14 protein-coding genes are annotated in these 11,834 nt (G+C 38.4%); 2 read left to right on the top strand and 12 right to left on the bottom strand.

Features of this window, described 5'->3' with window-relative positions:
• Window positions 1-4 precede the first annotated feature (4 nt).
• The 6 genes from VTHSUH11_RS00770 to thiT form a co-directional block, all read right to left on the bottom strand.
• The gene (locus VTHSUH11_RS00770) at window positions 5-865 is read right to left on the bottom strand and encodes a zeta toxin family protein (protein ID WP_181143904.1); all 861 of its coding nucleotides are present in this window, start codon (window positions 863-865) and stop codon (window positions 5-7) included.
• A 75-nt stretch (window positions 866-940) separates the two neighbouring features.
• Window positions 941-1,072, bottom strand: coding sequence for a hypothetical protein (locus VTHSUH11_RS09645; protein WP_280522992.1), 132 nt, complete (start codon window positions 1,070-1,072; stop codon window positions 941-943).
• A gap of 72 nt (window positions 1,073-1,144) precedes the next feature.
• Window positions 1,145-1,480, bottom strand: coding sequence for a cupin domain-containing protein (locus VTHSUH11_RS00775; protein WP_105092286.1), 336 nt, complete (start codon window positions 1,478-1,480; stop codon window positions 1,145-1,147).
• A gap of 352 nt (window positions 1,481-1,832) precedes the next feature.
• Complete coding sequence (locus VTHSUH11_RS00780) at window positions 1,833-3,068, bottom strand: molybdopterin molybdotransferase MoeA (protein WP_105092287.1); 1,236 nt, start codon at window positions 3,066-3,068, stop codon at window positions 1,833-1,835.
• Window positions 3,049-4,173, bottom strand: coding sequence for a molybdopterin-guanine dinucleotide biosynthesis protein MobB (locus tag VTHSUH11_RS00785; protein WP_105092288.1), 1,125 nt, complete (start codon window positions 4,171-4,173; stop codon window positions 3,049-3,051). Before VTHSUH11_RS00785 ends, VTHSUH11_RS00780 begins: the two co-directional genes overlap by 20 nt.
• Window positions 4,166-4,696: an energy-coupled thiamine transporter ThiT gene (gene thiT / locus VTHSUH11_RS00790; protein WP_105092289.1), complete on the bottom strand. Its 531-nt coding sequence runs from the start codon at window positions 4,694-4,696 to the stop codon at window positions 4,166-4,168. The genes VTHSUH11_RS00785 and thiT overlap by 8 nt, the downstream gene beginning before the upstream one ends.
• A gap of 184 nt (window positions 4,697-4,880) precedes the next feature.
• On the opposite strand from thiT, the gene VTHSUH11_RS00795 reads away from it, so the two are divergent.
• Window positions 4,881-5,867 (top strand): GMP reductase, encoded by a 987-nt coding sequence (locus VTHSUH11_RS00795; RefSeq protein WP_059363573.1) that lies wholly within the window; start codon window positions 4,881-4,883, stop codon window positions 5,865-5,867.
• 99 nt (window positions 5,868-5,966) lie between these two features.
• Here VTHSUH11_RS00795 and VTHSUH11_RS00800 read toward each other — a convergent pair whose 3' ends face one another.
• The 6 genes from VTHSUH11_RS00800 to VTHSUH11_RS00825 all read right to left on the bottom strand — a co-directional run bounded on the left by VTHSUH11_RS00800 (window position 5,967) and on the right by VTHSUH11_RS00825 (window position 10,437).
• On the bottom strand, window positions 5,967-7,151 hold the full coding sequence (locus tag VTHSUH11_RS00800; protein ID WP_059363575.1) for an MFS transporter: 1,185 nt from the start codon (window positions 7,149-7,151) through the stop codon (window positions 5,967-5,969).
• Between the two features lie 170 nt (window positions 7,152-7,321).
• Window positions 7,322-8,038 carry a DUF554 domain-containing protein gene (locus VTHSUH11_RS00805; RefSeq protein ID WP_059363794.1) on the bottom strand — a complete coding sequence of 239 codons (717 nt, stop codon included), beginning with the start codon at window positions 8,036-8,038 and terminating at the stop codon, window positions 7,322-7,324.
• A 127-nt stretch (window positions 8,039-8,165) separates the two neighbouring features.
• Entirely contained in the window at window positions 8,166-8,762 is a 597-nt protein-coding gene (locus VTHSUH11_RS00810) for a DNA-3-methyladenine glycosylase I (RefSeq protein ID WP_105092290.1), read from the bottom strand.
• 32 nt (window positions 8,763-8,794) lie between these two features.
• On the bottom strand, window positions 8,795-9,370 hold the full coding sequence (locus VTHSUH11_RS00815) for a hypothetical protein (RefSeq protein WP_105092291.1): 576 nt from the start codon (window positions 9,368-9,370) through the stop codon (window positions 8,795-8,797).
• An 8-nt stretch (window positions 9,371-9,378) separates the two neighbouring features.
• Window positions 9,379-9,975, bottom strand: a complete 597-nt coding sequence (locus VTHSUH11_RS00820) for a hypothetical protein (RefSeq protein WP_059363581.1) — start codon at window positions 9,973-9,975, stop codon at window positions 9,379-9,381.
• A gap of 75 nt (window positions 9,976-10,050) precedes the next feature.
• Window positions 10,051-10,437 carry a DUF805 domain-containing protein gene (locus VTHSUH11_RS00825; RefSeq protein ID WP_059363582.1) on the bottom strand — a complete coding sequence of 129 codons (387 nt, stop codon included), beginning with the start codon at window positions 10,435-10,437 and terminating at the stop codon, window positions 10,051-10,053.
• A 746-nt stretch (window positions 10,438-11,183) separates the two neighbouring features.
• Here VTHSUH11_RS00825 and VTHSUH11_RS00830 point away from each other — a divergent pair.
• Window positions 11,184-11,834, top strand: a 651-nt coding sequence (locus VTHSUH11_RS00830) for a transposase (RefSeq protein ID WP_146104606.1), incomplete at its 3' end; no start/stop codon positions are given.

Below are 11,834 nucleotides of genomic sequence, written 5' to 3' on the forward strand. Positions count from 1 at the left end.
CTCCCTAAGGTAATTTCGCTATTAATTCCTGCTCTTGTGATTTACTCACCGCTAACAAGGCCGATTCATCTTGAGTCCACGCACCAAATAAAATTTGTTCTACAACAGCTCCAACAGATTCAGTACATATTTTTGAATTATATACTTGTTCTAAATCACGTTTATACACTTGAACGCTTTCAAAAAGTCCACTCTGTTGAAGTTCATTGCTATTAAAGACCAAAGATTTTACAATTCCATCATGATGATCTTTAGGAGTGGCTCTCGCTTGTAGAGGATCCACTATCATCATTTCTAAATAGCGCAATTGTGTCGTCAAATAAGATAACTCTGGCTTAGTGGCAATCAAACAAAAGTCGACTGTATAGCCTTTAGATTTTAATAATGTAGCTGTATTAATTGGTACTTCGGCAGAACGCAATGTGCCTTCAATAATTAAATTGTATTGTAAAGAGCTTAATTTATCAATCACAGCCTCTACCATCTTTCCAGCAAAGACCTTTGTATAATCTACACTATTAGCACCATATTTCTTTTGTAACTCTCTAAAATATGGATGTTGAGCGCGATAAGTATCGCCATCAATAACAATATAGTCGCCCTTGTACTCCATCATTTTTACACGATGAATTGTGGTTTTTCCAGCCCCACTTTGACCACCTAAGATGACAGCATAAGGTGTACTAGATATATTTTTATTAAACGTTAACAAATCAATGGTACGTTCTAATGCCTTATCAAAGTCTTCGTGGCTATAGGACTCAATATCTTGTATATCACTATACGCTTTAACATCTTTAACATCACTAACGTCATGGGAAGCTTGTACCAATGAGGCCTTAATAGTATTCTCAAGTTTTACCATATCTGACTTTAGAACGTCCAACTCATATATAGACGTAGCTAAATATAGCTCTGTATTTACAATATGTGAATATGCTTATAATAATTCTACACAACTACTAGTGCTGCTTCTTGCTACTAACTTACAGAGACGCGCTAATGTTTCTGCACTTTGTTCTTTTAGAAGTTCAATTTGTAAGGTCAAATTATACTGTTCAACGACGTTCATACATTCGACCTCTCTCAACAAATATAAAAATGCATCCCTTATAATCCGAGGGATGCATTCATTATGATATATTTATTTAACTACAGTCAACATCATCTTAAAGTTTTCTTGAGCATCAAGGCTATGAGGTACTTCAGATGGCATGATCAAGGTTTCACCAGCTTTCACATTGTGTTCCACATCACCTACGACAATGTGCGCCTCACCATCGAGGATTTGCACAATCGCGTCACCTACAGTTACATGCGTAGAGATTTCTTCTCCCTTAGGTAACGCAAACAAGGTAATGCTAAGGCGTTCATTTTGGGCAATCGTAATACTAATCACTTGCCCCTCTTTATACTCTAAACGATCGCCTAGATTTAAAATTTCGTTGACTGGGATATTTTTTGTGAAAGTCTTACTCATAGAAATCACTCCTTTGATAACTATATAATGGTAAAAGTAATTAAAAGTAGATTGAAATAAATTTTGTCAAAACTCAATTGATGTAACTAAAAGGATTATCCTTTCGTTAACTTTATTATAAGTTAATTGAGATTCAATTTCAGTACCTATAGTAACAGAATTGAATTAATTTCATATAAAACGAAAAGACGAAGCCTCCGAACCGCATCCCGAAATTTATGTCCAATTTTTTTGGGTACAATTCAATAAAGACCTCGTCTTTTTTATATTTATATCTGTAATAAACAGAATATTTAATATATGTACGTCATACTTAAATGCTAAATATTTAGAGTATCTGAACTCACATAGTTTAAATTGCAGGTAGCAGCCCTAATAGATACACACCAAAGGTATCACCAGGCCGTACTTCGTGTGTGCCTTTCGGAATACACGCTAAGGCATTAACGGTATATAATCCAAGCATGCTGCTACTGTTAAAATGACGATTTGCCACAAAACGCGGTTGACCATCACCAAATATGACCTTGCCTTGCACGTAGCGATCAAAGGCATTACGTTTAGATAGATCGCAATCCATTACACAATTAAGTACTGGGGTGGACCAATTTTTAATACCTTTATATCTGCGCAATGTAGGAACCACTAATAGATGCCAACCATTAAAGGCTGCACCGGGATTACCCGATAAACCAAAGATAAGTTGACCTTTAGGCGTAACGGCCCCATAGGAGGCTGCACCTGGACGCATTTGGATGCGCTCATATAGTGTTTTAGCTCCTAATTTTTCATATATAAGCGGCATTGTATCAAACATGCCTACAGATACACCGCCAGAGCTGATAATGATATCTGCTTGTTCACTAAGTTCAAGTACTCTTGCAATTTCTACATCTAATCTATCTGGTGCATCGCTTACATGATACTGTGTGACATGACGAAAACCTAGGTCATCTAGTAAACTACAAATCATCATGCGATTTGAATTATAAATTTTACCAGTAGTCAAAGGTTCCCCTGGATCGATGATTTCATGGCCCGATGTAAGAACCAGAATACGAGGCATCGCATATACAGATACATCAATATAACCTAAGCCAGTTAGAATTGTTTGGACCGCAGAGGTTACTTCAGTACCCTTTGGAATAACAACAGTGCCCGCCAAACACTCTTCACCGCGTGGAATAATATGGCTGCCCTTTTGTTGCGTACCTTGAATAGTAATTCTAGAACCAATCTCACCAGCGCCTTGGATCTGTTCTTGCATGATAACGGTATCACAAGTTTCGGGCACAGGGGCCCCTGTCATGATTCGAACCGCATGACCAGTTGTTACAGGCGTATCCCATACAACGCCAGCGCCAATAATACCATCGATGATATATTCACCACAATTAGGATCATATGCTAAGGCATAGCCATCCATAGCAGATTTATGAAAAGCGGGCACATCGGTAGGTGCCAAAACATCTTCGGCCAACACACATCCTTTTGCGTCGCCGACGGCAACGGACTCCATTCTATGATGTTGTGTTTCTAAAACCTCATTCCACAAATGAAGAGCTTCATCAACAGTAACGGCTTTCATCTATATCCCTCATCATACCTTGTATACGACATACCAACTCTGGTATGCATTCATCTAATTTCGTAACGTCCACAGTCATTACCCGTTCTATCTCGCTCGATATGAGCGACTCGGTATATCCGTCTCGGATTATCTCAATAATTGGGAATACGCCTTGGGACCTAGTTTCTAGTATAACAAGGTCTACCGGTAATGTCTGTGTCAAATCATACAGATTAGACTGTTCTTTTGTACGAATCCGTACGGCAGTCTCCGTCGGCCCCGCAATGGCTACAGCTGTGGCACCGGCGTTCATAGCAAGGTCCGTATCAGTTCCTTCATAGTCCATGTGAAAGCCATGTTTATCGCTCTTCACAACACCTACAGAGACCCCTATTTTTTGTAACTCACTAACTAGACGTGTCATAACAGTGGTCTTACCTGTTTTACGCTTTTCAGAGACTACGCTAATAATCGGCACATGACGACATGCATTTACCGCCTCAGCCCGCGCCCATAGGTAATCCTCTATATGATTTACATTGCGGAGATTGTGACTGTAATCTACTGCATCTATAGTAATTACAGAACCAACAATATGTAGCGCATGTTGTAAAGATACATCTTCTCCGGCTAATGCAGTCTGTAAAAGAGGTGCAATGGATGGTTTATAAATACCAGCCATTGGTTCATAGCGACCACTTTCACCAGTAGGAACAATAACAGGCCAATCATCACCCTCCACTCGGTATAGCCAATCATAATATAAATTAAAATCCATAAATGGCATATCTACGGCCAGTACCGCATAGGCGTGACTTTTACCTACAGATAAAGCACTATACAGTCCACCTAGTGGACCACATCGCTCCACAGAATCCCGAACAATAGACACTTTATTTTTTTCTTCATTCGACAACGTGTCGATGATATTAGCCTGAATGGCTTGGCCTAGCGCTTCATCATCACCAATAGAAATGAGCACATCTTTTGCATCATGGTCTAAAGCGTTACGCAATGCATGAGAAATGAGACTTTCACCATTCACCCAAGGCAATAGAGCCTTGGGATATCCCATACGTGAACTGAGGCCACCAGCCAAAATTATTACGCCTAAATTAAGCACTGCGATTCAACCCTCTTTTTACCCCTTGGTAAACAAATAACAATACAATAATATTAAGAATTCCATCTGGCACCATGTAAGATGCGTTATAAATCATGGAGTAGATCCATGGATTTTGGCCTTGTGGTGCGTAGCTAGCAAATACAACGGCACCACTTGTAACAGAAGTAAACCAGCGCAATGCAATGGCTACAATAGAGCCACTAACAAGGCCTGTAATGTTGTCCTTGAAGTAACCACATACACCAATAGCACCATAGGCCACCAAGTAATCTAAGATGATACTGAGATAATGAATCGATGATTTAAAACCAAGCAAGAAGTGAAGTACGCCATATACGACGCCCGCCCAAATGCCGCGAGTACCTCCCCAACGATAGGCAAAAATCATGAGAGGCACCAGAGATGCCGCCTTAATGGAACCACCTTGAGGCATATGGAATAATGTAATAAAAGATAATACCTGTGCAATAGCAATCGCTACACCAGCCTCTGCTATCATACGTGTTTTTGACTGATCCATTGAAATAACCTCCTACGAATATAAGTATCTTTGATACGTAAAATTGGTACAGACAAGGCACCTATAAAATTGTATAATAACTATATGAGAGTTTTTAATATTCGGAACGTATTGAAAATTTAAATAAAATTCAGTATAATGGTACAGGTTCAATTTATTATACCTCAAAGGAGATATAGAAACTATGATTAATACAACTAACATCTTTGATTATGAAGACGTACAACTGATTCCTAATAAATGTATCGTAAACAGCCGTAGCGAATGTGATACACATGTTAAACTAGGTAATCGTACATTTAAATTGCCTGTAGTTCCTGCAAACATGCAAACTATCATCGATGAAGAGTTAGCTGAAAAACTAGCAGAAAAAGGCTATTTCTATATCATGCATCGTTTCCAACCTGAGCGCCGCCTTGATTTTGTAAAACGCATGCAAGAGAAAAACTTATATTCTTCTATTTCCATCGGCGTAAAAGAAGAAGAATTCGCATTAGTTGATAAATTAGCAAAAGCTAATCTTATTCCTGATTATATCACAATCGATATCGCACATGGTCATTCTAACGCTGTTATCGATATGATTCAATACATTAAAAAGAATTTACCTAATACCTTTGTTATCGCTGGTAACGTTGGTACTCCTGAAGCGGTTCGTGAGCTTGAAAATGCTGGTGCTGATGCTACAAAAGTAGGTATCGGTCCTGGTAAAGTATGTATCACTAAATTAAAAACCGGCTTTGGTACTGGTGGCTGGCAATTGGCTGCTGTTCGCTGGTGCGCAAAGGCAGCTACTAAACCTATCATCGCTGACGGCGGCATCCGTGATCATGGCGACATCGCTAAATCCATCCGCTTCGGTGCAACTATGGTTATGATTGGTTCCTTATTCGCTGGTCACGAAGAATCCCCAGGGGAAGAGAAAATCGTTGACGGCAAAGCAGTAAAAGAATACTTTGGTTCCGCTTCTGAGTTCCAAAAAGGGGAACGTAAAAACGTAGAAGGCAAAAAAATCTTCATCGATTCCAAAGGCTCTATCTTTGATACATTAATCGAAATGGAACAAGATTTACAATCTGCTATCTCCTACGCTGGTGGCACAACATTACAAGCTATCCGCAAGGTAGACTACGTACTTGTTAAAAACTCCATCTTCAACGGCGATCGTTAATCGCTCATACTAAAAGGGTATCCGATTCCTAGGAATCGGATACCCTTTTATATTATTCACGTATAAAACATGGTTACTATCGAGTCATCTCATCACATTTTACTCAGCAGCATCAGTATTTTTTTTCATCAAATAATAGGCATACTTACCAATACCTGCACTTATAACAAGTAATGCTGCAAGAAGTGCGAATGCCACCATTAAGCTAGTTCCGTGAGCGATGAAGCCAATTAAAGCCGGTCCCATCAAGATGCCCATGTAGCCAAGCATGGTAGATGTTGCCACAGCCTGTGTCATAGGGATAACATTTTGTTCCCCCATTGCGGAGAATAGATTCGGCACAACCATAGCAAGGGCGATACCTAATAATAAATAAGTGTACATGGAGCCATAACCTGGCAATACTACGATAAGTGCCATCGCTACAGCACCGAGTAAATAACCACCAACAACAACTTGTTTCGACGTCAAATGTCTACCAAGTGTATTACCGAGCAAACGGCCTGCACACATCGTACCATTAAAAAGCATAACCCCCATCACCGCTTCTTGAATGGCAATAGCCTTATCTTCATGAAGATACAAAGCACTCCAATCCCCTACAGCCCCTTCTACTAAATAGGATACAAAGGACAATAGACCAAAAATGATGGCAATGGGATGGAACGACAATGGGCTTTTAGATTTTTTTACAACCTTTGCATTTGGATCTGTGCCAAAGGTCAACATGAATTGACTAACTACAATTATGGCTAGCAATAATACGATGAGAAGTCCCCAGATACTTTCATTAACAGGAAAATTCAAAATCTTTAACAATACCAATAGTACACCGGCACCCGCGAAGCCGCCAAGGCTCCAGCCTCCATGATAGGCCCCCATTAAATGTTTTTTACTTATCTTTTCTGTGAGGATAGCCTGAAGATTGGCTGCAGCACCACTTAATCCGACACCGATACCAAAGAAAAATAAGGCTACCGTTGTTTCAAAGATGGTGGAACATATGAGTACGAGAGCCAGGGAAATCATGCCCACAAAACTACCGATGAGAACTGTTTTTTTACATCCCAAAGATTCAACTAATTTACCGGCTACAGCCATGGATAAACAAGAACCCACACCAAGTAACAAAATCATAGATCCCAATACATCCTCACCGATATTTAGTTTTGCTTTCAAATACGGTACAAAGCCAGCCCACAAGGCTGTATACATACCTGGGATAAAAAAGGCGCCAAAAGCACCACGAATATTAGATTTTGTTATGGAAACTTGTTCGTTCATTACATCCTTTCTGGTTTCTAGAACCGTTCGTCGAAGAAAGGCCCTTTTTGTATCCGCTAGGTCGCAATAACAAGCGTTCCTAGGGGAAACCATTTTAACTATAAGATTTATATGAAAGATATAATAACCCTCTTTACGCATGTTGTAAAGAGGGTTATGTAAAATTAAATTTAAATTAAAAATGTTAGCCCCATAGCTATAAAAATGGCAGGTAACAAATTGGCAATGCGAATCTTGCCAGGCCAAATAAGGTCAATACCAACGCAGAAAATCAAGATAGAACCTACATAGGATAGATTATCTATAGCGGTCTGCGTCATTAAAGGTGCTGCCACATGAGCCATCGCCGTTATGAGCCATTGGGTAATCCCGACAGGAATAAAGGAGAACAAGGCCCCCTTACCCATAGAGGAGCTCATCACCATGACGATGACACCATCAAGAATACCCTTGAGTAGCAAGGTCTGGTAATCACCAGTTAAACCATCTTGGATGGAGCCAAGAACGCCCATGGCACCAACTGTAAACGTGAGAGATGCGGTGATAAATGCATGAGTAAACGTTGGATCTCCGGTATTACCAGTGCGCGCTTTCACCCAATCACCAAAAACCGTAATCCACCGATTCAAATCGATGAGTTCCCCAATAATGGCACCTACTACCATACTAACAATCATCAATAGAGGCCCTGTAGTTTGCAAGGAACCATTGACGATGACCAGCATAAATTGCATGGCCCCACTCATCCCTAGTAGCAATACGATGATGCCACTCACCACCATCAAGGTTTGCTTTAAATTTTCCTTCATGAAACGACCAAAGGCAAGTCCCAGAAGGCTGCCACCTATAATCAAGGCCATATTAATGGCCGTCCCTAATCCAATCATAATCATATCCTTTCCCTTACTTATGAAAGTCATTATGAAAGTAGTATATCAACTACATCGACATCAATCAATATAAAATATCATAAAAAACCGCATCTAGCTGAGCTAAATGCGGTTACGTGCACAGTTATTCATCTGTTGGTAAATATACCACAGGATTAGCTTTATTAATCTCATTAAAACAAGGACAATCCTTACCATGATCATTAATGAGACCACTGGCCTGCAGATGAGAATATATGGTCACAGGACCTACAAATTTAAACCCTCGTTTCTTCAAATCTTTACTGATTTGTGTAGATAATTCATTTTTGACAGGTACCTGTCCCGCAGGATGACCTTTATAAATGATTGTTTTATGATTGGTAAAAGCCCATATATACTCACAAAAAGAGCCAAATTCCTCTTGAATGCATTGAAAAGCTTTCGCATTATTAATGATAGCCTCAATCTTTGGACGCGATTTTAACATCCCTTCCGTACTCATGATTCGTTCCACATCGGCTTCTGTATAGTGAGCCACCCGTTCAACATCAAAATCATCAAAACACTGACGAATGATATGACGCTTGTTTAATATGGTAAGCCAACTTAATCCGCATTGAAGACTTTCTAAACACAAATGTTCAAATTGATGTTGATCATCGTGAATAGGACGCCCCCATTCATCATCGTGGTAAGACTGGTAAAGTGGCGTTGTAGGCCACGTACAAATAACCTTCATAGGCCGTCCTTTCTTAACATACAATGTGCTAATTACAATAATTTTGAAGACATTTCATCATCAAAGTAAATACCGTAGGCCTGTTTATAGATTGCATTTAGCATTTTATATTGATTGCCTTTGAAGCTAAGCTCTGAGATATCTTTATAAACATTATCTATTTTATAAAGTTCTGCAATGCTATTACCAGAAAGAGTATACCCCTTAACACCAAGAATACGACATGTAATGCCTATGTTAGCTTGTTTATCACGCCATACAGAAATATATGGACTATCTTGCCCTTGAGATTTCAATACATCATGTTTGCTGAGAAGTTGACGCAAAGAGCGATCTAACTGGTAATCATATTCCATTTTCACAGCTGCGATATAATCCTCCCCATCTACTAGTGCATATACTGTAACTGTGATGCGTCTATGACCTTCAGTTGCTGTTATAGGAGTAATCGATTCCATATCTACATAGTACACTTTATAATCCGCTACAGACTTGAACTGCACATATCTAGAAGAACCTCTTAATTCAGATTGAGATATAGCTTGACTATATATTGGTAACATAATGAACGGCAGTAACCATAATAAAAGTAAATACATGCGTTTCATAGTCCACCTCACTGTATTAGAATATCATCAAAATGCTGAAGATATACGGCCTTAAACAGTGCATCCGCATTATCATAAATAACCTGATACCCTCGACTTCGATCAATGGAGCCCTTCCATTCCCTATCCAAATGATTGGATCTGTTCTCAGGATACCAGATATCGCCATTTAATTGATATGTATTAAGAGGTTTAGATTTTATAACAAGACCGGATTCTCGTTCAGCTGTCTCAATGACATCAACTAAGGATGCATTTGGTTGTTTCTCACGATTAGCATGAATTAAAGTAGCTAAAGAATAATTTAGATCATAATAGATGGTCATTTCTGACTCTTTAATCTCTGGTCCAGCTGTATAATCAAATACCATGTAATTAGTACACTGTAAAGTGTATTTAGGAGGATTATACTCAACAATACGAATAGAGTTTAAATCAATAAACGAATAAAATCTCTCTACATAACTACTCGTTTCTGAAGGGTATTCCTTATAAGATACTAACTTAAAATTAGGTGATGACTGTAGTTCTTGAAGGCTAATAGCCCCCGCAGTCATAGTAATAGACAACATCATAATAAATAAAATGAGAAAACGTTTAATCATACTATACGCCCCTTTCCATTCAACTTATTAGAGTATAATCACATCTACCTTTTATTTAGTTGTATCCTCCCCTTATTAAAATATGATTCTGTTCTCTGGTTTATCACCATAAGAATTTAGACCTTTATTACCTGGAATCAAGCATAAAATTATTTTAGACGCTAATACAAGCCAACCAATTTCACGGGACCATACGGCAAGAATCCCTAATACAATATAAATGAAAGCTAAAAATGTAGGACCATTAAGATCATGAATACGTCTTGCTGCAATGGCTATCTCACGCACCATAGCGATAAGTATAAACGGAGCACCAATTAAAATACTCAACATAGAATAACCAGAGAAGCCCATAATAAAGCCGCCCACAAAACCGATGGCAAATACAATAAACATATTGATAAAGAAAGATCGACGATTCATACGACCTGATAGAGAAAACATAGAGTGAAATTGTTCCATAATAGATCCTTTTAATTAAAAATAAAACACGGATATAAAAATAAGAAATAATACTATTGTTAAGCTTATTGTAACATAAAAAGGCTCTATCTTAACCATTCCAAGATAGAGTCTTTGTTAGGCCCTGATAGGGGGATTATTTAATTTAACGAATATGAGGTTGCTGAAGGCAACGGTGAGTTAAAGGCGTTATGGTTTCCGTCCCCATCAGGGGATTATTTAATTTAACGATAAACAATTTACAGATGAACTATTTAAACGCATGTATGAGTTTCCGTCCCCATCAGGGGATTATTTAATATAACAGTACAAAGCTCCTATGCTTATGAAATCGCCGAGGTTAACGGGGTTCCGTCCCCATCAGGGGATTGTTTAATTTAACCAATATGAATTCCGTAAACTTCGGTAACACTACAGATGCTGTACAGTTTCCGTCCCCATCAGGGGATTATTTAATTTAACAATCTGTATTTTCTACAACTATCGCAGTAGCAACTGGTACAGTGTTTCCGTCCCCATCAGGGGATTATTTAATTTAACAATTAGAAAGCGCTGGGTTGAATATCTTGATACTCATATGGAGTTTCCGTCCCCATCAGGGGATTATTTAGGCTCTATAATAAATGTTGGGGTGACACCACTACGGTGTCACTTCCAACATTATTTTTTTGCAAAAAATAAGCATATAAGGCTCACATGCTTTACAATAAAAGTGTCAAAGTCCTAAAGAAAGGATGTGAGCTTATATGCCTACTACTGATTATACTGAATTTTTACATAATGTAAAACAAGAATATATTACAAATAGCTACGAATTGGACGGAACATTTATTTTTGACATAGAAGTACCGGTAACACCACATATTTGCCCAAAATGCGGAGAAACTACAGAGCGTATTAAAGATTACCGCATACGTACGGTAAAATTTGGAAAAGTACAACGAGGACCATTAATTGGAAAATATAGACAACGTCGATATATTTGCCCTCATTGTAAGCACTCTTTTTCCGAGACCAATCCATTTGTACGAAAACATATGCAACTAAGTATAACCAATATTAATTTGTTATTTGACAAACTTACTGAAAGTGTAACCTATACTGCTATCGCTAACGAGTGTGATACATCTATTACTACAGTATTACGATATTGCTCTATGATTACTATACCTAAGCCTAAAACACTACCTACTGTTATTGGTATTGATGAATTCAAAGGAAATGCGGAAGGTCATCAATACCAAGTCAATTTAACCAATCCAGATACACACGAAATATTAGACATTTTACCGAAACGTGATACGCAAGCATTAATCCGCTATTTTGCATCATTTAAACATAAAGATCGCGTACAAGTTAAGTTTATTGTAATGGATATGTCCATACAGTTTAAACGC

The sequence above is a fragment of the Veillonella tobetsuensis genome, from assembly GCF_002959935.1.
GTDB classification, from domain to species: Bacteria; Bacillota; Negativicutes; order Veillonellales; family Veillonellaceae; genus Veillonella; species Veillonella tobetsuensis.